Origin of the sequence: Scytonema sp. PRP1, from assembly GCF_036697665.2 — a bacterium.
GTDB lineage: Bacteria > Cyanobacteriota > Cyanobacteriia > Cyanobacteriales > Nostocaceae > Kalymmatonema > Kalymmatonema gypsitolerans.
The window spans coordinates 39025-63769 of record NZ_JBAHYJ020000088.1; the positions used below are offsets into that span (position 1 = coordinate 39025).

21 protein-coding genes are annotated in these 24745 nt (G+C 45.2%); 12 read left to right on the plus strand and 9 right to left on the minus strand.

Annotated elements, in window-relative coordinates; genetic code table 11:
* The first annotated feature begins 35 nt into the window (after positions 1-35).
* From lysA to V5G28_RS23235, 4 genes are all read left to right on the plus strand, one after another.
* Positions 36-1466: a diaminopimelate decarboxylase gene (gene lysA, locus V5G28_RS23220; RefSeq protein ID WP_332995374.1), complete on the plus strand. Its 1431-nt coding sequence runs from the start codon at positions 36-38 to the stop codon at positions 1464-1466.
* Between the two features lie 203 nt (positions 1467-1669).
* Complete coding sequence (cdaA, locus tag V5G28_RS23225; protein WP_096561391.1) at positions 1670-2596, plus strand: diadenylate cyclase CdaA; 927 nt, start codon at positions 1670-1672, stop codon at positions 2594-2596.
* Positions 2593-3342: an isoprenyl transferase gene (locus tag V5G28_RS23230; RefSeq protein WP_332995376.1), complete on the plus strand. Its 750-nt coding sequence runs from the start codon at positions 2593-2595 to the stop codon at positions 3340-3342. Before cdaA ends, V5G28_RS23230 begins: the two co-directional genes overlap by 4 nt.
* Complete coding sequence (locus V5G28_RS23235; protein WP_332995378.1) at positions 3329-3472, plus strand: hypothetical protein; 144 nt, start codon at positions 3329-3331, stop codon at positions 3470-3472. The genes V5G28_RS23230 and V5G28_RS23235 overlap by 14 nt, the downstream gene beginning before the upstream one ends.
* A gap of 29 nt (positions 3473-3501) precedes the next feature.
* On the opposite strand, the gene V5G28_RS23240 is transcribed toward V5G28_RS23235, so the two are convergent.
* The 4 genes from V5G28_RS23240 to dnaK all read right to left on the minus strand — a co-directional run bounded on the left by V5G28_RS23240 (position 3502) and on the right by dnaK (position 7924).
* Positions 3502-3774 carry a DUF3143 domain-containing protein gene (locus tag V5G28_RS23240; protein WP_332995380.1) on the minus strand — a complete coding sequence of 91 codons (273 nt, stop codon included), beginning with the start codon at positions 3772-3774 and terminating at the stop codon, positions 3502-3504.
* 54 nt (positions 3775-3828) lie between these two features.
* Positions 3829-4350: a J domain-containing protein gene (locus tag V5G28_RS23245; RefSeq protein ID WP_332995435.1), complete on the minus strand. Its 522-nt coding sequence runs from the start codon at positions 4348-4350 to the stop codon at positions 3829-3831.
* Between the two features lie 176 nt (positions 4351-4526).
* The gene (locus V5G28_RS23250) at positions 4527-5522 is read right to left on the minus strand and encodes a J domain-containing protein (protein ID WP_332995382.1); all 996 of its coding nucleotides are present in this window, start codon (positions 5520-5522) and stop codon (positions 4527-4529) included.
* A gap of 230 nt (positions 5523-5752) precedes the next feature.
* Entirely contained in the window at positions 5753-7924 is a 2172-nt protein-coding gene (gene dnaK, locus V5G28_RS23255; protein WP_332995384.1) for a molecular chaperone DnaK, read from the minus strand.
* A 117-nt stretch (positions 7925-8041) separates the two neighbouring features.
* Between dnaK and V5G28_RS23260 the strand changes: the two genes are divergently transcribed.
* Complete coding sequence (locus V5G28_RS23260) at positions 8042-8887, plus strand: M28 family peptidase (protein WP_332995387.1); 846 nt, start codon at positions 8042-8044, stop codon at positions 8885-8887.
* Positions 8888-9126: 239 nt separating this feature from the next.
* Here the strand turns inward: V5G28_RS23260 and V5G28_RS23265 are convergent, their stop codons facing one another.
* Entirely contained in the window at positions 9127-10065 is a 939-nt protein-coding gene (locus tag V5G28_RS23265) for a bestrophin family protein (protein WP_332995388.1), read from the minus strand.
* 527 nt (positions 10066-10592) lie between these two features.
* Here V5G28_RS23265 and V5G28_RS23270 point away from each other — a divergent pair.
* A complete protein-coding gene (locus V5G28_RS23270; protein WP_332995390.1) occupies positions 10593-11612 on the plus strand; it encodes a M28 family peptidase in 1020 nt (339 codons plus the stop codon).
* A 181-nt stretch (positions 11613-11793) separates the two neighbouring features.
* Here V5G28_RS23270 and V5G28_RS23275 read toward each other — a convergent pair whose 3' ends face one another.
* Positions 11794-12348, minus strand: a complete 555-nt coding sequence (locus V5G28_RS23275; RefSeq protein WP_332995392.1) for a general stress protein — start codon at positions 12346-12348, stop codon at positions 11794-11796.
* Between the two features lie 444 nt (positions 12349-12792).
* Positions 12793-12993: a hypothetical protein gene (locus tag V5G28_RS23280; protein ID WP_332995394.1), complete on the minus strand. Its 201-nt coding sequence runs from the start codon at positions 12991-12993 to the stop codon at positions 12793-12795.
* Positions 12994-13587: 594 nt separating this feature from the next.
* Here V5G28_RS23280 and treS point away from each other — a divergent pair.
* From treS to V5G28_RS23295, 3 genes are all read left to right on the plus strand, one after another.
* A complete protein-coding gene (gene treS, locus V5G28_RS23285) occupies positions 13588-17010 on the plus strand; it encodes a maltose alpha-D-glucosyltransferase (protein ID WP_332995396.1) in 3423 nt (1140 codons plus the stop codon).
* 508 nt (positions 17011-17518) lie between these two features.
* Positions 17519-18430, plus strand: a complete 912-nt coding sequence (locus tag V5G28_RS36845; RefSeq protein WP_442994285.1) for a WGxxGxxG-CTERM domain-containing protein — start codon at positions 17519-17521, stop codon at positions 18428-18430.
* Between the two features lie 189 nt (positions 18431-18619).
* Positions 18620-19051, plus strand: coding sequence for a hypothetical protein (locus V5G28_RS23295; protein WP_332995398.1), 432 nt, complete (start codon positions 18620-18622; stop codon positions 19049-19051).
* 198 nt (positions 19052-19249) lie between these two features.
* Here V5G28_RS23295 and V5G28_RS23300 read toward each other — a convergent pair whose 3' ends face one another.
* Both V5G28_RS23300 and V5G28_RS23305 read right to left on the minus strand, forming a co-directional pair.
* On the minus strand, positions 19250-19921 hold the full coding sequence (locus V5G28_RS23300; RefSeq protein ID WP_332995400.1) for a response regulator transcription factor: 672 nt from the start codon (positions 19919-19921) through the stop codon (positions 19250-19252).
* Between the two features lie 27 nt (positions 19922-19948).
* Positions 19949-21211 carry a sensor histidine kinase gene (locus V5G28_RS23305; protein ID WP_442994286.1) on the minus strand — a complete coding sequence of 421 codons (1263 nt, stop codon included), beginning with the start codon at positions 21209-21211 and terminating at the stop codon, positions 19949-19951.
* Positions 21212-21451: 240 nt separating this feature from the next.
* On the opposite strand from V5G28_RS23305, the gene V5G28_RS23310 reads away from it, so the two are divergent.
* The 3 genes from V5G28_RS23310 to V5G28_RS23320 all read left to right on the plus strand — a co-directional run bounded on the left by V5G28_RS23310 (position 21452) and on the right by V5G28_RS23320 (position 24744).
* Positions 21452-21844 (plus strand): Spy/CpxP family protein refolding chaperone, encoded by a 393-nt coding sequence (locus V5G28_RS23310; protein ID WP_332995402.1) that lies wholly within the window; start codon positions 21452-21454, stop codon positions 21842-21844.
* Between the two features lie 183 nt (positions 21845-22027).
* Positions 22028-23473 carry an efflux RND transporter periplasmic adaptor subunit gene (locus V5G28_RS23315; protein ID WP_332995404.1) on the plus strand — a complete coding sequence of 482 codons (1446 nt, stop codon included), beginning with the start codon at positions 22028-22030 and terminating at the stop codon, positions 23471-23473.
* Positions 23474-23484: 11 nt separating this feature from the next.
* On the plus strand, positions 23485-24744 hold the full coding sequence (locus V5G28_RS23320) for an ABC transporter permease (RefSeq protein ID WP_332995406.1): 1260 nt from the start codon (positions 23485-23487) through the stop codon (positions 24742-24744).
* Position 24745: the final 1 nt, after the last annotated feature.

The window sequence follows — 24745 nt, forward strand, 5'->3', positions numbered from 1 at the left end:
CGCCCGTAATTTAGACAAGGACAACTTTTATAGTTATGGTATCGACACACCCTACTGGGGTTCAACATTTTGGTAGTCAGTATTTGCCTGCATCAAGCAGTTCAAACACAAGTCTTTCACCAAATCAGGAACTTCTACCGCTGAGTGCCAGAAGAAACAGTCATGACAATTTGGAAATAGGAGGCTGTGATGTCACAACCTTGGTTAAGCAATTTGGTTCGCCATTATATATTTTAGATGAAGAGACCCTCACAATAGCTTGTCGGCAGTACCGGGACAGCTTCAAGCGCTACTACAACGGCGAATCTCAGGTACTGTACGCTTCCAAGGCGTGGAGTTGCTTAGCTGTTTGCGCTCTAGCAGCTTCGGTTGGTTTAGGAATAGATGTCGTTTCTGGAGGCGAACTCTACACAGCTTTAAGTGCGGGTGTGAGTCCCGATAAAATCTACTTCCACGGCAATAATAAATCTCGCCAAGAGCTAATTTTTGCCATTGAGTCTCGCTGCACCATCGTAGTGGATAACTGGCATGAGTTGCACACTTTGGTAGAGTTGGCTCTTGAAGCAGGGGAGCAGGGAACTTCTTCCTCATCTCCCGTCCGGATGATGCTGCGTTTAACACCAGGTATAGAATGTCATACACACGAGTACATTCGCACGGGACACCTGGATAGTAAATTTGGCTTTGATCCCAATCAACTTGATGACTTGTTTGCTTTTGTGAGTCAACAATCTGCCATTTACTGTGTGGGATTACACGCCCATATTGGTTCTCAGATTTTTGAACGCCAACCGCATCAGGATTTAGCTGCGGTTATGGTGCAGTGGATGAGTAAAGCTGCTGGATACGGTTTATCGATCAAAGAGTTGAATGTGGGAGGCGGCTTAGGAATTAAGTACATAGAATCAGATGATCCACCTAGCATCGAAGAGTGGGTAAAACCGATTTGTGAAGTGATTCAAGAAGCTTGTGCAGCCGCAAATTTGCCTTTGCCAAAATTATTATCTGAACCAGGACGTTCCCTGATTGGAACAGCTTGTGTGACAGCTTACACCATTGGCTCTTCCAAGGTCGTTCCAGAAATACGTACCTACGTAGCAGTTGATGGGGGAATGTCTGATAACCCACGCCCAATTACATATCAGTCAGTGTATCGCGCCGTCGTTGCCAATCGATTGTCTGCTCCACTTACGGAAACTGTAACAATTGCCGGAAAGCATTGTGAATCAGGGGATATTGTAATAAAGGATGCCCAGGTACCAAAAACGGAACCAGGGGATATTCTCGTAGTCATGGCAACTGGTGCTTACAATTACAGTATGGCATCTAACTACAACCGCTTGCCTCGACCGGCAGCTGTTATAGTAGCCAATGGCGAAGCGAATTTGATTTTGCAACGCGAAACTTATCAAGACTTGATTCGACAGGATCGTCTACCAGAAAGACTTAAGAAGGATGAAGGATGAGAAGAAGCTAGAAGGATAGAGAAAGAAAGAAAGAAAGAAGGATAAAGGATGAAAGGAAGGTAGAACAGTAAAGGATGAAAATTTTATACTTCATACTTCATACTTCATCCTTTATCCTTCAGACTTCAGACTTCATTCTTCATTCTTCCTTCTTCATTCTTCATTCTTCACAGTTTATACTTCATACTTTCACGCCAGATGTCATGGGAGATTGGTGGACGCAATGGGTGACAAACCTAGGAAGGTCACAGTCCTTGCTGGTTGAGACTCTGGATATTGTGTTAGTACTGGCGCTGACGTATATGATACTCGTTATTATTAGTGAGCGCCGGACACTGTGGATGGTGCGAGGATTTATTATTCTGATGCTGGCATCAGCAATAAGTAACAGAATGCAGTTACATCTGCTGAACTTTGTGCTGGAGAAGTTAGTAATTGGCTGTGCTGTAGCAATGGCGGTTGCTCTCCAGTCAGAGTTTCGTAGATTTTTGGAACAATTGGGACGTGGCGAATTCCGGCAGTTGTTTCAACCGTCGCGTCTGGCGGTTCCCAAATCTGATAGTGTAATTGATGAAATTGTCGATGCTGTTAAAGAACTGTCAAAAAACCGGATTGGAGCTTTGCTAATTTTGGAAACCACTGGTCCTATTGACGAGCGGGATTTTTCTGTGCCGGGAGTAAAGCTGAATGCGGAAGTTTCAAAGGAACTTATACAGACGATTTTTCAGCCGAAAACTTTATTACATGATGGGGCGACGTTAATTCGTGGTTCGCGGCTCGTGGCATCAGGTATAATTTTACCGCTATCGGGACGCACAGCCTCACGCCAGCTAGGAACACGCCACCGGGCGGCGATGGGAATTACTGAGCGGGTCGAAAATTGCATTTGTGTCGTTGTATCAGAAGAAACAGGTTCCATTTCTTTAGCGGAACGAGGAACCCTAAATAGACCACTGACCATTACGAAGCTGAAAGAGTCATTAGAGGCTCAATTTTCCCCAACAGTGGATCGGGAGGCTGTTGCTCCTGGTTTGTTGATTTTGGGTCGTCAGATTCGTGGTAAGGCACTAGCACTGATTTCACGTTTACTCGGATTACCATCGACTGCTTCACGACGAGATAAGAAATGACAGCACAACACACTGAACTGCAAGAGTTGCCCCCTGATTTAAAACGAGAACTATTGCCCAAGCACGTTGCGGTGATTTGTGATGGCAATGGTCGATGGGCTAAAAGTCGAGGATTCCCCCGATTTGTAGGACATCAGCGGGGAGTAGATGCTCTGAAAAATTTGCTTCGCTGTTGCGATGATTGGGGAATTGGGGCGCTGACTGCTTATGCTTTTTCAACTGAGAACTGGGGAAGACCGACCGAAGAAGTAGATTTTTTGATGACTCTATTTCAGCGGGTTTTGCGCCAAGAACTGCGGGAAATGATGGAGGAGAATGTTCAAATTAGATTTGTGGGCAATTTGAGCGCCTTACCCGGTTCGCTGCAAGAAGAAATTTCCCGTTCAATGGAAGAAACTAGAAACAATCGCGGTATTAAATTCACAGTCGCAACCAATTATGGGGCGAGGCAGGAGATTTTACAGGCATGCCGCGCAATTGCTCATAAAGTACAGCAAGGTCTACTTCAACCAGATGAAATTGATGAGGGGACATTTGAACGTCACCTCTACACTGAGGGCATTTGTGACCCAGATTTATTAATTCGTACAAGTGGGGAAATGCGGGTATCGAATTTCCTTCTGTGGCAAATAGCTTATGCAGAAATTTATATAACTGAGGCTTTCTGGCCCGATTTTAACCGCAATGAGTTTCATCGTGCCTTGTGCGCCTATCAGCAACGGGATCGTAGGTTTGGCAAAGTGTGAAGATTGGGGACTGGGGATTGGCGACTGGCGACAGTTATCAGTTATCAGTTACCAGTTACCAGTTTTCAGTGATCAGTTACCAGTTTTTTGTTCACTGCGGCTGGTACTGTTCACTGTTGACTATCCCTAATCCCTAATCCCTAATCCCCAATCCCTTATTCAAGGTCCAGAAAAAACAGCTCGTTCTATATCTTCTCGGCTAAGGGAATACTTGAACGCGCGTTGGATATCTTGCCCACCTTCTCCGGCTTGGACATATCGCACGATGATTTGTTCGATATCTAGTGAGAGTTCTGCTTGCCAATTTGATCGCTGTACATGCCAGCAATGAAGTTGTTTTTCATCTTGTTGGCAGCCTTGCTCTCTCAGCCACTGTTCAATTTGGGGAAGGGGATGGTTATACAAGGGTGTTTCCGGGGAAGTGCTAGGCATAACTTTACTCAGAAGTCAACAGTAAAAAGTGAAAAGATAATTTTTATTGAATTTTTAATTTGGAATTTCAGAAGGGATACTGACTGAAATACTGGTATCGTGTTGTTGTACTGCTGGGGTATTTTGTAGCAGTTGCATTTGAAAGGCAGCCTCTCCACGGGTTAAACCGATGGCGATCGCCAGCAGCAAGCAAACTAAAAATGTCAATCCCAGAATAAACAAAGCAAAGATTTCACCTGTTGAGAGGGGGCGATCGCTGGCGTCGAGGTAAGCTGATTTAGACCAGTCGTGGGAATAGGAAACAGGACGGTTCAAGTCAGAAGGTGCTTGAATAACTCCAAAGCGCGAATAGCCAATTTTCAGGTCGTAGCTTAATCGTCGTTCTGGGCTACTAAGGGTGGCGTACGCCTCGTTAAGTTGCTGAAATTTGGCAGTAGCCAAAGCAGTCGGCAATTGTGTCGTATCTGGATGATAGTGCTTGCTCAGTTCCCGGTAAGCGCGACGGATGTCGATTGGCGATGCTGAGGGATGCAGTCCTAGCAGGGAGTAATAGGTCGGTTCGCTGCTTTGTGCCATTGCCCCATTCTGATTCACGGCTGTTTGAGTCACGTGGCAATAAAGTTTTTTCTAATATTCTAAACCTAACTAACGCGGCAAGCAGACGATGACAGTGAGTTTGTCAGTTATTGGTTGTTAGTTGTTAGTCATTAACATTTTCTAATAACCGCAATAACCGCTTACTCTCACAATCCCTATCTGACCAAATCGGCGCGGGGTTTAAAGCTTTCTATCTGCCGTAACTTTTCGTAAAGTTCACGTTCTTGCTGACTAATATTTTTGGGAGCTACGATCTGAATTTCCACCAATTGATCACCACGTTCACCGTTTTCCTTGGGGTAGCCTTTATTTGCCAGGCGGAAGCGTTGACCAGATCTTACACCAGTGGGAATAGACATTTTGACTGGTCCGTCTAGGGTTGGTGCTTCGATCTGTCCTCCCAAGACGGCTTCGGTAGGAGTCACCGGTACTTGAGTCAGGACATTTGAGCCTTCTACTTTAAATAAAGAATGTGGTTCTACAGTAATTTTTAAATATAAGTCGCCACCATTGATGCCTTGGTTTTTCAGGCGGATGGTTTGACCAGTGACCATACCAGGAGGCATACTTACTTCGAGCGAACGCCCATCTTCCAAGCGAATCCTTTCCGATCCACCTTTATAAGCTTTTTCGAGTGGCAGGGTCAATCTTGCTTCTATATCCCGACGGCTGGGGCGGGAGTTGACTGTATATTGAACTTTTCTATTTGGAGAACTAAACGGATCGCTCTGTGCGCCATTGCTGGAGTTTCCATTTTTATTGTCTTTGCGAACACCTACACCAATGACTTGATTAATAAAACTATCAAAATCAGCATATTTCCCTGGATCTACGTCAGCAGTACTACTGCGACCGTTAGAACGACTTTCCCACGTTTTTCCTCCTCGTGGTGCCTGTTTGCCACTAAAGCCTTTTTGTTGCCAGAAGCGGCTGAACTCGTCATAACGTGCCCGTTTCGTTGCATCGCTAAGGACTTCATATGCCTCACCGATATCCTTAAATTTTTCCTCTGCTGCTTTGTTTCCTGGATTGAGGTCTGGGTGATACTGACGCGCTAACCGTCGATAGTTCTTTTTGATATCTTCATTTGTTGCCTCTTTAGTAACTCCCAAAATCTCGTAATAATCGCGAAAATTCTGCAAATTTTGCATAGTTGTGTTGTTTATCTTTAGCTTTTAGTTTTTAGCTTTTTTAATGGCTATTCATTAATTATTCAAGTACTAACTAATTACTTATTACGTATTACTTATGACTAAATCCGAATTCCGCATCAACCTCTTTCATCTTTATTTTGCGTTAGAGACGTAATTTTAGGAATTAAGGGCGGGAAACCCCGCCGGGAAAGTTATAACTTTATTTTCTACAAACATCCACTTCTATGTCATAACCAATCATCGTCATCGTCCCAGTTATCTTGGTAGCTAGGACGGGGTTTGCGTGAAGAACCGCTGTCATAAGAGGAACGACCTCTTCTGTTATAGTCGTCCCTGTCATAGTCCCTGTCATCATCCCTGTCGTAGTTTTTGCCGTAGTAATCGCGTTCGCCCCTTGGGCGGCTTCCTCCGGAAGCATCATCTCTATATGGTGAACGTTCTGCGCCATCGCCTCTTGGGCGGCTTCCATAGGGAGGATCGCGGAACGTATCCCTTGGAGATTCGCGTTCGCGTTCCCGGTCTTTATCGCCAGTGAATATATCACGAATAGTACCGAACAAGTCATCTTCTTCGTCGTCAACGTAGTACTGGCGGACTTCCCGGTTTAGGTCATACAAAGCATCTTGCAGGTCGGCGTGAGCTTGGTCAATGCCTCTGTCGTCGTTTTCTTGCAAACTCTCGCGCAGTTCTCGGCAGATATTATCAATTCTTTGACGGCGGCTGCGGGCAAACTGCATCCCAAAGTCCAACGCCACTTCTCTGAGTTGTCGTTCTGCTTGTATGATCAGCGCTTCTGCGCGAGTGCGCTTTTCTACCCGTTCTTTGCGTTCGCGGTCGATTTCGGCGTATTTCTCAGCATCTTGAATTGCCTGCCTGATTTCCCCTTCGCTCAAGGTAGAAGCGCCTTGAACTGTGATACTCTGCTCTCTACCTGTGGTTCTATCGAGAGCGGTCACTTGTAGAATCCCGTTGGCGTCTATATCAAATGATACTTGAATTTGTGGTATACCACGTGGTGCTGGCGGAATGCCATACAGCTTGAACCGTCCCAGGGACTTGTTATCTGCTGCCATCTCCCGTTCACCTTGAATCACGTGGATTTCCACAGTGTTTTGGTTATTTTCGGATGTAGAAAAAATGTCAGAGCGACGTACTGGTATAGTTGTGTTGCGGGGAATAAGTTTTTTCATCACGCCGTTGACGGTTTCTAGTCCTACTGATAGGGGCGTGACATCCAACAGCAGCACATCCTTGAGTTCCCCAGCGAGAATACCCGCCTGTATTGCTGCACCCACCGCCACCACTTCATCAGGATTGACGTTTTGGTTGGGTTCTTTGCCGATCATTGCCCGCACAAGCTGCTGTATCATTGGCATTCGCGTCCCACCACCCACTAGCACAACCTCATCAATGTCTGCTGGTGTCAAGCCAGCATCTTTGAGTGCGCGTTTGACGGGAAGGCGCACCCGCCCAAGTAAGTCATCGCACAAACCTTCAAACTCAGAACGAGTCAGGCGAGTTTCTATATGTTTGGGACCTTCCTCGGTGGCGGTAATGAAGGGTAAGTTGATGTCGGTGACGCTAACAGAGGAAAGTGCAATTTTGGCGTTTTCTGCTGCTTCCAATAGGCGTTGTAAAGCTTGGCGATCGCTGCGTCTTAAGTCTACCCCTTCAGTTTCCAAAAATTTCTCTGCCAACCAGTCAACGATTTTTTTGTCAAATTCATTACCACCAAGCTGTGTATCTCCACTGGTGGATCTGACTTCAAACACCCCATCACCAACATCGAGAATCGACACGTCAAACGTGCCACCACCCAAGTCAAATACTAATATGGTTTCGCTGTTGCCCCGATCCAATCCATAAGCCAAAGAAGCAGCTGTGGGTTCATTAAGAATCCGTAGCACTTCCAAGCCCGCAATTCTACCAGCATCTCGTGTGGCTTGCCGCTGGGAATCATTAAAATAAGCAGGAACGGTAATCACTGCCCCGGTGACTGGTTCACCCAGGTACTTACTGGCGTCCTCTGCCAATTTCTTCAGTACCATTGCGGAAATTTCTTCTGGGGCAAAATCTTTATCGAGACGAGGACAAGAAATTTTGATGTTACCAACTTCGTCTTTGCGGATGGTGTAGGGGACTCGCTTTGATTCTGGGCTGAGTTCCGCATACCTGCGCCCAATAAAGCGTTTCACAGCGAAAAATGTATTTTGTGGGTTGAGGACGGTTTGTCGCCGCGCCATTTGCCCAACAACTCTTTCGCCATCCTTACTAAAACCAACGACGGAGGGAGTGGTTCGCATTCCTTCTGCATTGGCAATCACCACCGGCGTGCCACCCTCCATGACGGCAACTACTGAGTTGGTTGTACCCAAGTCAATGCCGACTACCTTGCCCATGCGTTACTGTTCTCCTATAGTGTCTTATAAATTAATTTGTTTAGAGCTAATGCTTGATTTATTGTATCTTGCTGTTGAGAATTACACGGTCAAACAGTGTTCACCATTAGTTAATTTGTGAATCTCAAGAATCAACTGGAAACTCACCTGAGTCAAATAGCCCGCGATCGCGATCCCTATTTGGCGACTGCTGGACATTTTTTTGTCCAAGAATACATTCGTCAACAATTTGGACAATTGGGAAGTGTGGAAATCCACACCTTTAGCGTCAGGGGAAAAACCTGTCAAAATCTCATATTGAATTTACCGTCACAAGCTGGATCACAAAAGGAATTGCCACCGATTTTAATCGGTGCCCATTACGATGCTGTACCCGGAACACAAGGGGCTGATGATAATGCCACAGGTATGGCAGTCTTGCTGGAATTGGCAAGAATGTTTGCTGCCCAACCGACAAAACATCCCCTGCGGCTGGTAGCTTTTGATATGGAAGAATACGGCTTACTAGGTAGTACTGAGTATGCTGCTAAGCTGAAGCAAGAACAGCAACCCTTACGCTTAATGATTTCTCTGGAAATGCTGGGATATTGTGATCCGACTCCAGGTGCTCAAAGTTACCCATCGCCTTTGGAACGTTTTTATCCTAATCGCGGTGATTTTATTGCTTTAATTGGTAATTGGCGGACAATTCGCGACTTAATAAGTATTAGCCGTAGTATTCGCAAAGTTGGCGTACCTAGTCAGTGGCTACCGGTGCCGAATAGAGGTAAGATAGTGCCTGATACACGAAGGAGCGACCATGCACCTTTTTGGGATGCGGGTTATCCAGCAATGATGGTGACAGATACAGCCAATATGCGGAATCCCAACTATCACAAACCCAGCGATACTATTGCTACTTTGGATTTAGATTTTTTGACTGGTGTGTGTCAAGGTTTGGAAAGTGGTATTCGGCGTTTGTGAAAAAGGTGTAGTGCTGATTATCTTTCTAGTATTGAAATAAGTTGCTGAAAGTATTAGCAAACATTAGCAAGCAATAGCAGATGTGCTAGACTGGGTTCATGGAAACATAAGATTGCCATGAAGCTATCGGAGTATGCGAAAAAATTAGGGGTCTCGTACCACACTGTTTGGAGGTTGTGGAAGCAGGGTCAGTTAGATGCCTATCCTAGGATCAATCATTTTGTATAATAGTCTAACCATTAACCGTTTCCAACTTCCGACTCCCGATTCCTGATTTCCTTGCCTGTATACACATGAACGCTGGGAGTCAGACTGATCAAGTCCTCGATATTCCGCTTCATTGTGTTGCAAATAGTGTCTAATGGCAAATCGTTAGGATCGTAGCCAAAAGGATTTTCAATTTCCAAGCCAATGGCTTCAATACCAAATAAGGTAAAACTAACCAAGGCGACAATGCCACCTGTCCACCAACCAAGATTATGGACAAGTTGAAAAGGCAACAAGAGGCAATAAAGTAACAATAATTGCTTCAAATGAATCGCATATGCTAGGGGAATGGGTGTTTTTAAGATACGTTCGCAAGCCCCTAAACTATCTACCAGACTGTTTAATAATTCTTGTATGGCTATCAACTGATAGCTGTTTATACAATTGCGGTTGTACTGTAGCTGTAAATAATCTCCAATCCAAAACGCTATCTCTAGAGGAGGATTGTTCATTGTCTTTAGCGTTAGGTATTTAGAAATAGACATTAATTCTTCTAACTCTTTATTGACACGTTCTCCCCGTAAATGTAACTTTGTCGCTACGGCAAAAGCTACCACTAATCGTAAGATGCTAATTTTTTTGTCTCTATCCTCTGGGTTAATTTCATCTATTGATACCCAAATTTGCCGCGCCAGATTTCGGACATCGTTGACGATACTACCCCAAATTTTTCTTCCTTCCCAAAAGCGTTCGTAAGCCGTATTCGTGCGAAAAACCAGTAATAAACCTAAAACAATACTGGGAATAACACTTTCTAAAATAGGTTGAGAAACAGGAAGTTTAAAATGGTAAAGTAGAGAAATAAAAACACCAAAAATACCACACGATAGAACGCGTTTGTAAATTGCTGTGACAACTGAACCTTTAAGCTGAAAAGCTATTTGCAACCATTGCATTTTTTCTGCAGTCATGTTCTCCTAAATAAATCTTGAATGAAGGAATGATAATAACGCAGAACGCACAACTCAGAATGATTTCACAGGTAAATTCAAGGGTTATAAAGAAGAAAGAATTTCGTTTTTTGAATTCAGCTAAAGCTAGTGTTTGATACCTTAAAAAATATAACTCAAATTTACGAAAAGTAATCACCCTGAACTTAGAGGATGTTTTAAAAGTCCTACTGTCGGTAGCAAAGTGTTCTAGATCCCCCTAAATCCCCCTTAAAAAGGGGGACTTTGATTCCGGTTCCCCCCTTTCCAAGGGGGGCTAGGGGGGATCAATAAGTGCCAAAAATCACAGCCAACCACTTTTCAAACAACCTCTTAGCTTGATTTTCTTTAACAGGTAACACTGTTACTCTTGGGAGTTCTCTCTCTAAGGAAGAAGCTACTGTTAAATTTGCTCGTGTTAATAAATACGAAATATGCAATAAGCAATAAGCAGTAAGTCCTTCTCGCGCTTTGCTGTTAATATCGCCAACGTGGAGTTAAATGTGGAAATGCCAAAAGTCACAGTTGCAATCGGACTGAGTGTCTTGGCTATCATTCTAAGTACTCTCATAAGTGGGGCGTATTTTGCCATGATTCAGATGCCAGGGGAAAGCTTCAGGGGTCAGTTGCCTGCACTGACTCAGAAAGAAACCACACTACGGGATGCCCTAAAACGAGATGTGGAAAAGCTTGCCAGTGAGATTGGACAACGTAACTACGTGTACTACAAAGGTTTGGAGGCTGCTGCTGATTTCCTCAAAGCTTCTTTTGCCTCTGCTGGGTACTCAGTCAGACAGCAGGGATACACAATAAACAACCAAACCTACTACAACCTTGAAGTTGAAATTCAAGGGTCAGAACGAGCAGACGAGATTGTGATGATCGGCGGTCATTATGACTCAGTGTCCTTTAGTCCGGGAGCAAACGATAATGGCACTGGTGCCGCTGCTACCCTAGAACTTGCTCGTCTATTTGCTGGTAAAAAGCCTGAGCGAACCTTACGGTTTGTCGAGTTTGTCAATGAAGAACCGCCCTTTTTTCAGACAGAAAATATGGGCAGTCTAGTGTATGCCAAACGTTGCAAACAGCGAAAAGAAAAAGTTGTTGCCATGCTTAGCTTGGAAACAATGGGCTATTACTCCGATGAGATTGGCAGCCAGAAATATCCCGCTCCTCTGAGTTCTATTTATCCGTTACAAGGAAACTACATTGGCTTTGTCGGCAATATCAATTCTGGAGGACTGGTTAGGGATGCGATCGCCTCCTTCCGTCGCCATACTCAATTTCCCTCTGAAGGTGCGGCTCTTGCTAGCGAGATTCCTGGCGTTGGCTGGTCAGATCATTGGTCATTCTGGCAGCAGGGCTATCCTGGCGTGATGGTTACAGATACCGCCCCTTTCCGCTATCCTTATTACCACACCGAAGGAGATACTCCCGACAAAGTTGACTACGAGCGCTTGGCACGAGTCGTTGCTGGCTTGGAACGTGTCATTGCCGAACTATCAGGGCTCAACGAACAGAATCAATAACGTGAAGCAAAAGCCCTCTCCAAACGGAAGGGGGCTTTTTGCTGTGATATCCCCTGTGTTGCTGAATGTTCAGGCTATGGAGTTGGGGGTTTGGGTGTTGGGGTTTGTCCAGGTGAGGTAGGAGATTGAGGATGGGAATTACCAAACGCGACAGACAAGCTTAGTGCCATTCGTCCAGATTTTAAGCCGTTGGGGAATCATAAATGCCCCAATATTCAATGTTGCGCTCCCTCAACACTGCTTCAGCACGGTGAATCTCTTCATCTGTGCCATCTACTATCACCATAAAATGACCTTGATGAAGGCGATCGCTATAAACTCTAGCTCGTTCTTCGGGAATACCGAAATCAGCCAGCGCCTTGACTACATTATGAGTTGCTGCGGCTCCCACCGCCACACCCCCAACGCTGCTGGCTAATGCTACACCAATGGAACCTGCTGCTAACACAGCTCCTAAGCCAGGAAGTGCCAGACTTGTCAGACCAACTAAAACGCTACCCCAAGTAGCTGCTGTGAGAGTATCTTCAACGACTCCTGTGGCAGTATTTACATTTTCATCACCAATGCGCGAGGTGACCTGGGTATTCGCAAGCTGTTCCCCCTGATCTACATCCTTAGCAATGATGGAAACTTTTTCCATTGAAAAGCCTGAATCTTTCAATTCATTGAGTGCTTGCTCCGCTGCTTTAGGGCTGGCAAATACTCCTACAGCGTGTTTTTGATTGCTTACAACCATATTTTCCTCATACTTGCATTTGCATACAAATGTATACAAAGCAGAATTTTTTGTAATTTACATTACTATTTTTGTCATTTCAGATAGAATATTCATCAATCTCAAGACTTACCAACAAAGAACTCAGGGATCAGAACTCAGTAGTCAGAATATTCAACAAGAAAGAACTCAGGGCTCAGAACTCAGTAGTCAGAATATTAAACGCGCTCTTCGAGGAGAAAAACAAAAAAAGTCAACGTCCACTACGTCTTCCATTCTGCATTCTGAGTTCTGTGTTCTGACGACTTCTCATAAATTAAGAGTTCTGAACGCTAGCGTCGTCAAGCCCTCCGGAATTTCCGTGGAGACTAAGAAAGTCTTTCCAAGAAACAACTTTGCAGCTAGGGACTCAGGAACCAGAATGAAATTCTTCTTTCTCTAACACTGGGCAGAAAAAGAAAGAATTTATTCTGACCACTGTGTTCTGTGTTCTGTGTTCTGTTGTTTTATTAGCTTTTCAGTCAGATTGCTGATGACTAATTCTGTTTTGCAGTAATCTTTTGGAGGTACTGAAACCCAAGGAGCGGCAACCTCTGCTATTCTTAGCACTTGATAATTGTCACTAAGACTTTCGTGTTTGGGAGTTACTTTATCTATTTGTATCATCGGACTAATAAAAATTAATTTCTCATTTTCAGACTCCTGAAGTTTTTATTTTTTTAAATAATCATTTTTGACGTCTTCTTCAAACTTACATCTCTTTTTTTGAGCGAGCAATAGCAATGGCACTTTTGCCATCAGTATGTCTTCATAAAAACGCCATAAAAAGAGTTAATTGTCAATAAATTAGTTATTTTTTTTATTCGTCTATCTTAAGAGTCAGTTGTTAGTAAAATATTAAGAATTACTATATACAAAATCATTGATATAAAACTACTTTGAAAGTCAAAAAATACTTTTGAGAGAATTCCTGACTCAGAGATATTACTTATATTTTGGTGCTATTGTAAATTTTCTTAAACAAGTATTGCTCTTACTTACGTTAGATGGGGAACTTGATTAATTCAGCTATTTTGGTAACGGAAAATACTGCCGTCTTAACTTGATTACTTAAAAGTCAAGTTAATTTTTTGACAGATAGTCACGCGCCTATATCATTCAGTAGTGGTGTAGGTTTATCCAAACGCTTTACCGCATCTACTAACCTAACTACTGCCAAATCACTTTGACAGCTACAAACCAGGAACAGTTGAAAGTAAAATGCAAAACTCAATTTTGAAAGACGACCCCCTATGGTTTAAAAACGCCATTATTTACGAAGTGCCTGTTCGCGCCTTTGCAGACAGCAATGGTGATGGCATTGGCGACTTTCGAGGACTGACAGAAAAACTGGATTACCTGCAAGACCTAGGTGTGACCGCCGTGTGGGTGCTGCCGTTTTTTCCCTCGCCACTAAAGGATGATGGATACGATATTGCAGATTACACCAGTGTTAACCCGATATACGGCACCTTAGACGATTTTAAAGAGTTCTTGGAAGCTGCACATCAGAGGGGCATTCGCGTCATTATTGAGTTAATTGTCAACCATACATCTGACCAGCATCCTTGGTTTCAACGGGCACGTCGCGCACCCAAGGGCAGTAAAGAACGGGATTTCTATGTCTGGAGTGATACTCCAGAAAAATACGAAGAAGCGCGGATTATTTTCAAAGATTTTGAAACTTCAAACTGGGCTTGGGACCCAATTGCCAAAGCATATTACTGGCATCGCTTCTACTCCCATCAGCCAGATTTAAACTATGAGCATCCTGCAGTGCGGCAGGCAGTGTTCGATGTCCTCGATTTTTGGTTGGGGATGGGGGTAGATGGGTTGCGCCTAGATGCAGTGCCTTATCTGTACGAACGAGAGGGAACAAGCTGCGAAAACTTGCCAGAAACCCATGATTTCCTGAAGCTGCTACGATCGCACGTCGATGCAAAATTCCCCAACCGGATGCTTCTAGCCGAGGCGAATCAATGGCCGGAAGATGCGGCACAATATTACGGGGCTGGGGATGAGTGTCACATGAACTATCATTTCCCCCTGATGCCGCGCTTGTTTATGTCGTTGCGGGTGGAAGATAACTTCCCGATCATTGATATTCTCAACCAAACTCCTGCCATTCCCGATAATTGTCAGTGGGGATTGTTTTTGCGTAACCACGATGAACTGACATTGGAAATGGTCACGGATGAAGACCGAGACTATATGTATCGGGTTTATGCACAAGACCCTGTGATGAGAGTAAACTTGGGCATCCGCCGCAGGTTAGCACCGCTTTTGGGAAATGACCGCCGTCAGATAGAATTGCTCAATAGTCTACTGTTGTCTCTGCCAGGAACCCCCGTGCTTTACTACGGGGATGAAATTGGCATGGGAGATAACGTGTATGTGGGCGATCGCAATGGTGTTCGCACGCCTATGCAGTGGAGTTCCGACCGCAACGCTGGTTTTAGTCGTGTCAACCCCCAAAGGTTGTATTTACCCGTCATAGTGGAATCAGAATACCACTATGAGGCAGTCAACGTTGAAGCACAACGGGCTAACCCCAATTCCCTGTGGTATTGGACAAAACGCTTGATTGCCACTAGGAAGCGTTACGAGGCATTGGGTCGAGGCAGCTTTGAAATACTGCACCCCAAGAACCGTAAAGTTCTTGCCTTCACCCGCACCTATCAAGAAGAAACAATTTTAGTTGTGGCGAATTTGTCCCGGTTTGTGCAAACAGTCGAATTAGACTTATCAGCCCTCAAGGGACTCGTGCCAGTGGAAATTTTTGGTCAAATAGAGTTTCCACCCGTTGGGGATTCGTGCTACTTCCTCAGCCTGAGCCCCTATGGATTTTACTGGTTTGCTTTATCGCCTAAAGTCAGCTTGACCCAGCCGCCTAAACCTCAATCCGAGTTGACAACGCTGGTTGTCAGCGGTCAGTGGCACAATGTTTTTAACCAGCGAGAAGTGAAAGCGACTCTGGAGTATATTCTGCAGGATTACCTGTATACCTGTAGCTGGTTCCGCAGCAAAACCCTGAGTGTTCAATCTACACAAATCACTGAGTCCGTTTTAATGTCCTATAAGGGCACAGAGGCTAAGGTGGTTTGGTTGCGGGTAGAGTACATCCAGGGAGACCCCGAAACTTACTTTTTGCTCTTAGCTTACGCAGAAGGTGAGCAAGCAAGGCAAATTTTAGCAGAATCCCCTCAAGCTGTGGTAGCTCGCCTTGAGGTTCAAGGCAGAGAAGAAGTAGGGATTTTATTTGATGCCACAGCAGACAAAAACTTTCTCAATCTCCTGGTGGATGCAATTGTCCAGAATCGCTCCTACAAGGGCATGGCAGGAGAATTGATTGCGACTGCGACTGATTTATTCCCACATTTGAGCGGTGAGGACTCCTACGTTGAACCGACTGTCCTCCAGGGAGAACACAGGAATACTTCTATAATTTATGGAGAGCGCCTGTTTTTGAAAATACTCCGCAAAGTCGAGGAGGGGATGCACCCTGATTTGGAACTCCGGCGCTTCCTCAGTCAGAAAAAATTCTTAAAACACTATGCTCCCGTTGCTGGGGCGCTGGAGTACCGCAGCCTAACTAAAGCAGGAACTCAGCCTACCCTACCCATGACTGTAGGAATACTGCAAGAATATATTCAAGATACCCGCATTGGCTGGGACTACACTCTCGATAGCTTGCAGGACTACTTTGAATTGGTGACGACACAGCAGGCAGATATTACTGAGGTACCCGTTCCTTCAGGTTCCCTGTTAGAGTTGCTCAAAGCTTTCAATGACCCAAAAACGCAAACAGACGCAGACGCGAAGACAGAAAATTTCTCCGCGTCGGAAACTCCCCTTGTCCCCGAGTCCATAGAATTAGTAAACCAAACCATCGGTTCCTACCTAGTCAGCGCCCAACTGTTGGGTCAAAGTACAGCGGAACTCCATATTGCCCTAGCTTCTGATCCAGAAAATCCTGACTTTGCCCCTGAACCGTTTTCATCTTTTTACCAGCGCTCTATTTACCAATACGCCCGCAACCTGACGGGGCAAACATTCCTTTTATTACAAGATAAGCTTAATGGACTGCCATCAGACACTCAAGAACTAGCAAGGGCTGCGCTTGACCGCCAACAGGAAATTCTGGGTCGTTACCAGTTACTCCTGAACCAAAAAATTACTGCCATGCGTACCCGTTATCATGGAGATTACCATCTGGGGCGAGTGCTATACACGGGCAAGGATTTCATCATCTTTGACTTTGAGGGCAGAGAGGGTCGCAGTTTGAGCGAACGGCGCATGAAGCGTTCTCCCCTTCGAGACGTGGCAGGAATGCTGTTATCGTTCGACTACGCTGCTAGCCACGCGCTTCGCACCGAAATAGAAAGAGGGATGATTCGCTCTGGAGAACTTCCCTTGATAAAAGCTTGGAGTAGATTTTGGTCTGTTTGGGTGAGTGCGGCTTTCTTGAATAGTTATCTGGAAACAGCTTCCAAAGATAGCTTTTTGCCAAAGACAACCGCAGAACTGCAAGTGCTTTTGGATGCCTTTGTTTTAGAGAAAGCCATTGCTGCATTAAGTTACGAACTCAACAACCGGCCGAATTTAGTGGATATTCCTCTGCAACAGATTTTGCAGTTGCTCTGAGCACATTAACAGGGGGTCGGTGAGTAGGGGTGTAGGGATGAAAAATTTACTACACCCCATAGCCCACAGCAACTGTAGCTGCTTCCCTAAGGATGACAGCTACCAGTATCCATACTTACAGGTTACTTAAAATCAAGCCTATTCCTCTAGGTTTAGTCAGTTTATGCCTGCGGTAGAAGGTTAGATAAAACAATAGAAGTTATTCTACTTAGTGACGATAGTAATAAGAAAAATCACAAATTTTATAGAAAGTGGAATTTTTGTTTTTGTAACTACTCAATCATCAAATGATGATTGGCAAAAGCTTAGTTGAGTTAGCAGTTTTAATGTTTGAATTTATTAACTAGATTAGCAGTCACGTTTTTTAAGAATTTTATTACTCAGGGTCATACAGTTATCTCTTTCTTTTCGTCATGCTTACTTAATAAATTAGCTGATTAAGTAAGGGAAATAGCGTTTTAAAAATCAAAAAATTGCCAATACTTGGAATGTCAAAGGAATCGCAACTATGAAGCTTTCTAATTTTGCAAAAAATGTTTGGGCTAGTGCCTTTGCTGTTAGTTTAGCCACTTTATCTTTAACTGTACCTGTTTCTGCCCAATCCGGCTCTTCTGGTTCTGGTGCCGGTACAGGTGGCACAGGCGCAGGCACTACAGGCACTACAGGCACAGGTACTACAGGTACAGGTAGCACAGGCATAGGTACAGGTACAGGTACCACAGGCACGGGCACTACAGGTACAGGTAGCACAGGCATAGGTACAGGTACAGGTACCACAGGCACGGGCACTACAGGTACAGGTACCACAGGTATAGGTACTACAGGTACAGGTACCACAGGTCTAGGCACAGGTACAGGTACAGGTACCACAGGCACGGGCACTACAGGTACAGGTAGCACAGGCATAGGTACAGGTACAGACACCACAGGCACAGGTACTACAGGTACAGGTAGCACAGGTCTAGGCACAGGTACAGACACCACAGGCACAGGTACTACAGGTACAGGTAGCACAGGTCTAGGCACAGGTACAGGTAGCACAGGCACAGGTACTACAGGTACAGGTAGCACAGGTCTAGGCACAGGTACAGGTAGCACAGGCACAGGTACTACAGGTACAGGTAGCACAGGTACAGACACCACAGGTACAGGTAGCACAGGCACGACGGGCACTACAGGTACAGACACCACAGGAGGCGCAGGTACTGATACAACCACGGGTACCAGCACTACCACTACCACAGCCCCAACCACTTCTCAAGGAACTAGCGATGTGAGGGGCGATCGCGGTTTTGATTGGGGCTGGCTTGGCTTACTTGGTCTTGCAGGTCTTGCAGGTTTTGCGAAAAAACGCTCTGAACCCCAAGCATATCGCGATCCCAATGAAGAAGTAAGCCGTCCTGGCTCCACTAGATATTAAAGCGTCGCTTGCGGCAGGGGCGCAAGGCATTGCGCCCCTAAGGGTGTAGCGAGGGAAAGGGGAAAATACAGAACACAGAACGCACTGTATTTTTCACCCAATTGGATGATACAGCTGGAGGATTTCGGGAATTGGTTTGTTAGGTGACTGTAGTTATTAAACATAGTTCAGAATTTTAAGACAATCACAATGAAACTACCACTTTTAACAACTGCTGTACTTGCCGCTACTCTCGGCTTAGTCACTCCTACACTCACTAACGCCGCAAACCCACCCGCACGTACTTATCAACCAGGATACTGGCAACCTGTGGCACGCGTGCAAAACCCCAACCAACCTGTACAAATCAAAGTTGTGAATCAGACAGGATTGCCTCTGCAATACGGTTTGACAAGCGGGAAAGGGGGAATTAGAGAGTTACCAGTAGGAGCGAGTGGTGTACTCAGTAATACTTCTCTTCCGGATTACCTTTTGGTTAATGCTTTACAGCCAAGGGTCAAACTCAGATACGATATTGCAGTAAATGGCAATGTCGCCACCGTTCAAGTTTACCAAGTTGAGGCAGGAGCTTCTGATATCACGCTTAACTTTGATCAAAGCGGGGCGATTTACGTTTATTAAATGCTTGGAACATCAGTTACAACAGAATTATCCGTTATTCGTCAGAATATGCCCTCCGGGAAGCGATCTACTTTGTATCCCGCTTCGGGGGCGCTTTGTGTTTACAGAAGTAAAAAGGGCTTAGTGTCTCGGCTTTTAGACAAGAGTGTTGTACTTCACGCACGAACAATGTGGTGTATGACTGATAAGTTGATATTTCTATGATATTTCTAACTGTGGGAGAAAAGTACTAGCGAGGAGGGCTGCTTGAGTGCGATCGCGCAGGTGTAACTGACTTAGAATACTCGTCACATGATTTCTAACTGTGCGATCTGAGATGTAAAGTACATGGGCAATTTCGCGATTACTTAATCCCATTGCAATTAAACGCAGAACTTCTTTTTCTCTAGGGGACAGTTGCGCTAGTTCTGGTGGGATAGCTGACTGTACTGAGTCAGATATCTGAGCAGTCGTCATAGCTTTTTCAAACAGTCCTGGTCCCATATGGGTGTAGCCTTGATGCACGGCTCGAATGGCGATCGCCAACTCCTCAAGCGGGGTATGCTTCAAAAGATAACCTCTCGCTCCATGACGCATAGCCTGCGAAACGTATTCATCATCATCAAATGTCGTCAGCACCAAAACGTGTATTTCTGGAAAACGCTGGCAAATCAACCGAGTTGCTGCAACGCCATCCATCACAGGCATTCTGACATCCATCAGTACCACATCTGGTTGCAATGGCGTTCCATAAAGCGCTTTGATCGCTTCAATTGCAAGTTGACCGTTTTCAGCGTCTCCAACCACCTGCAAATCTGGTTTTGATTCTAGAAGGTTTTTGAGTCCCTGACGAATAATGATTTGGTCGTCTACTAGCAACAGACGAATCATAAGGTTTTAGATTTTAAATTTTGGATTTTAGATTTTTGTTGCTCTTTGAGAGTTGACTATACTAGAATCTATTATGGGTAAATCTACCTGAATTAGGCATCCCTTTCCTGCTTCACTGATGATATGAAAGCTTCCTCCTAGTGCAGTCGCTCGTTCTCGCATTCCTTGAAGTCCGAACCCTGTGGTGTTTTGTTCTGGATAAAAGCCTCTGCCGTTGTCTTGCACAAGCAGGTGTAGCCTACGGTTCTGGGAGTGCAACTGTAGCGTAACCTGAGTCGCCTGGCTGTGTTTGGATATGTTGGTCAATGCTTCTTGCAGGATGCGATAGATAGCAGTACCCACCTCAGGAGTGACAGGATCTGCAAGACTGATTTTGCAATCTGGTGTGAGGGTTGTCGAGCTGCTAAAGTCTCGGATCAGGTTATGAATTGCATTTTCTAGTGACTTTCCGCGCAACGGATCAGCTCTGAGTGTCGCCACAGAACGAGAGACTTCCTGCAATGCTTGGTATGCTAACTGTTTTGCTTGTTTCAAAAACTCTGTGGCTTTATCAACATTGGACGGCAACAATAGCAAAGCATTCTCTAGCTGGATAGTCTGGGCGGTTAGAGCGTGTCCAAGGGAGTCATGTATTTCACGGGCAATGCGGTTGCGCTCTTGTAGAGTTGCTTGGTTTTCAATTCGCAAAGCATACTGGCGTAGCTGCTCATGGGCAATTGCCAGTTCTTGCCGACTTCTGCGTTCTGATAGCACAGCATTAACCAATAGCAATACAAAAGTTAACGTCAAAGCAAAAGAAATCGCGTTGTTCAGTAGCAAATTGGCTGTATTAGTCGCAATTTGTTCCGCAAACGGTCTTTCCTGTCCTACATGCATTCTGAATAAAACAGTGGTTCGACTTCGCAAAAATACTATGTAGAGATATGATACGTATACTAGACTTGCAACAATTAAGCGACCCTGTAACTTAAACATTTGGCAACTGCGAATGACTGCAATTAAACCAAGCAGGGGAGCAAAGCGAAGATGACTGTTTGTAAAAGCTGGCAGCAAAACAATCCCTAATTCCACCGCCGTGTAGATAACTTTGTGACTGAAAGAGCTCCTTGGTAACCTTAAACCCATGACCCCAAACACAACAATACTCAAGACAGTCAACCACGGAGAAGCTTGGGATGGATAGATGGGGGGAATTAGGAATCCTGCCAGAAGACTCATACCCAATAACAGCCATTCCAGGTAAAGTAATAAGCGCAGGGAAGGGAGAGAACGTAATATATAACTGTTCACGGTAAACAAAAATGGTGGAACTTTTAAGCTGCTTTCTACCGTATTTTATGTATGGTTTCGATACCAGCGCTTGTTATCCTATTTTACTGGGGTAAAGAGTATGACAAAAGTCACAAATTAATAGTTACTTTTGTCCCAATATGTTTGGGACTTTTGCTTCATATGGTTTATGAGGGTAACCACCTACGATAGGGATGTTGCAATCAGCAGTAACGAGAGTTGAGAAATGAGGGAGTTGCTATGAAATTTAAACCTAGTGTATTCATTGCAGGGATTGCAGCAATTGCCATCACAGCCGCACCCGCAGTTGTACAGGCAGGACCAAATAACTCCAGAATGGGTGGGGCAGAACTCAACCTCACTGCGGAGCAAAAATCCCAACTTCAGCAAATAGGACAAGAGACTCGCTCCCAAATAGAAAGCTTGCTCACCCCCCAACAGCGCGAGCAACTCAGGGCAAATGCATCCCAAGCACCCCGCACAGGAAATAGACAAGCGGCAACTGCCCAACTCAATCTCTCAGATGAACAGATAGCCAAAATTAAGGAAATCAGGAAATCTTCTGAGGAACGGATGCAGGCTGTTCTGACACCAGAGCAATTGGAAAAGATTCGCCAGTTTAGGCGCAAATGATATTCGTAATTCAATTGTCAATGAGAAATTAAGAATTACGAATTATCAATTCTGACATGTTTCATGCTCCAGTTCCCCCAGTTCCTTCAAAATAAAGGATTGGGGGTTTCCTTAATTTTAGGTTGAGATGCAAAACCTGAAGAATCTTTGGAGCCGTTGTATCACAGGAGATTTTCAAAGCATATGGCAGAAGTAGAGGAAATATCCGATTTGGCAAAAAGTTCGCAGTCCTGGAAAAAAACCAGTTCTGTGAAAGATTTGAAGCAAATCAAAATACCAAAGTGGCTTGTAGGACTCCTGATTTTGGGTCTTTTGGGTGGAGGAGGCTACCTAGGAACACAGCAGTTCATGATGACACAGCGTCAAGAACGCCAACGTCGGATACAGACGGCTGTTGTTGAGCGGACTAATCTTCCTGTGACTATTTCGGCAAATGGCAACGTTAAGCCTGAACGCTCAATAAACCTTAGTCCAAAAACCTCGGGCGTGTTGAAGCAACTGCTGGTGAAAGAGGGCGATCGCGTTCAGCAAGGACAACTCTTAGCGTATATGGATGACTCAAACCTGCGAGGGCAACTCACTCAGGCAACGGGGCAACTGGAAAATGCTCAAGCAAATCTGCGGCTGGTGCTAGCGGGTAGCCGTTCTGAAGACATTGCGAAGGCACAAGCTGACGTCAAGAATAATCAGGCACAGCTTGTGCAAGCGCAATCTCAGCTCGATTTGGCAAGCTTACGTGTTAAGCGGTTGAGTACGCCTACGCAAGAAGGTGCAGTTTCGCGCGATACCCTAGACGAAGCTTTAACCAACGAGCGCAACGCCAAGGATAATTTGGAACAAGTAAAAGCGAGTCTGACTGCGGCAAGGCAGGAACTTGCTAAACTCAACAATGGTTCTCGACCAGAGGAAATTGAGCAGGCGCGCGCCCAAGTCGTATCTGCCCAAGGAAGTTTGCAGACAATTAAGGCACAAATTAATGATACAGTAATTCGCGCCCCCTTCACTGGACTTGTCACGCGTAAGTTTGCTGACCCTGGTGCATTTGTGACTCCCACTACAGCAGGAAGCGAGGTCACTTCAGCAACTTCTTCTTCTATCCTGGCATTAGCGTCTCAAAATGAGGTGACGGCAAAAGTCGCTGAAACGAATATCTCTCAAATTAAAGTGGGACAGACAGTGACTATCCAGGCAGATGCTTACCCGGATAAAAAATTTACAGGAAAGGTCGTCCAGGTCGCTGCTCAATCGACTGTAGAGCAGAATGTGACAAATTTTGAAGTCAAATCATCCCTTTCTGACCCAGAAAATCTCCTGCGGGCGGGGATGAATGTGAATGTGGACTTTAACGTTGGCAAGTTAGATAACGCGCTGGTGATTCCCACAGTTGCTATTGTCCGCCAGGAAAATGCCAGTGGAGTGATGGTGTTCACAGGGGAAGAAAACAATAGAAGACCGAGATTCCGACCAATTACAACTGGGGTGACAGTGGGGAATAAAACGGTAGTTCGTTCTGGGCTGAGTGAAGGAGAGCGAGTGATGCTTAGTTTTCCGCCAGGGGCACGTCCTCAAGGTAGTGGTACACCTCGTGGTATGACGCCTTTCGGGGGACAACCAAGGCGTATGCGTTAGGAGGTCATTCTATGGTAAAGTCTATTCGCCCAACCAAAGTCTCGTTATTTGAAATCCTGTCAATGGCAGTAGAAGCCATGTGGAGTAATCGCCTCCGCACAGGGCTGACGATGTTGGGGGTAATCATCGGTATATCCTCTGTGATTGCTGTTACTTCTGTGGGGCAAGGTATCCAGAAAGCTACTGAGCAACAGATTCAAGCTTTAGGCTCGAATGTTATACTGGTACTGGCGGGAGCGGCACGTTCTGGAGGTATTAGCCAGGGTTTTGGTTCTGCATCAACGCTAACATGGGAAGATGCCCAGGCTGTTTCCCAACAGGTTACTGCTGCGGAATCTGTCACCGCCTATCTACAACGTGCGGTACAGGTCGTTTATGCAGGACAGAACGTTTCCACACAGGTACTGGGAACTGATTTGAATTACCCAGAGGTGAAAAATATTCATCCCCAAGAAGGACAGTACTTTACTCAAGAGGACTTAGACAACGCTAATCCTGTTGTCGTGCTAGGTAGTAAAGTGCGCGATGATTTATTTGGTGTTGGCTCATCTGCTATTGGTTCTGATATTCGCATTCAGAACGGACGCTACAAAGTTATTGGCGTCATGGAATCGAAGGGAGCAGCAGGCGCACAGAACGTAGATGACCAAATGTATATTCCTCTTACGAATATGTCTGCGCGAATTGTCGGCAATAATGCTCTTAACGGTACTGCTATTAATGGTTTATGGTTAAAGGCTCAGAACGAGGCGCAGCTTGACGCCGCCCAGTTTCAGGTAACGAACTTGCTTCGTATTAGGCATAATATCTACCCGCCACAACCAGACGACTTTCGCATCATCAATCAAGTTGACATTATCAACACTTTCAGCAGTGTTGTAGGATTGTTTACAATTTTGGTGGGGGCGATCGCAGGTATTTCGCTGGTTGTTGGGGGCATTGGTATTGCAAACATCATGCTGGTTTCGGTTGTGGAGAGAACCCGAGAAATTGGCATTCGCAAAGCCGTAGGAGCGACCTACAACGCGATTTTGAGCCAGTTTCTCACTGAAGCAGTCGTGGTTGCTATTATCGGTGGAGTGATTGGGATTGGATTTGGTATTTGCCTTGCCCTGGCAGCAGCTAACATATTTAAATTTCCGTTTGTAGTGTCTTTCTGGTCAATCATTGCCGGATTTGGATTTTCCTTAGTGACTGGGCTGGTCGCAGGGGTGATTCCAGCCCGCAACGCCGCCCGACTTGACCCCATAGCTGCTTTACGGAGTGATTAAT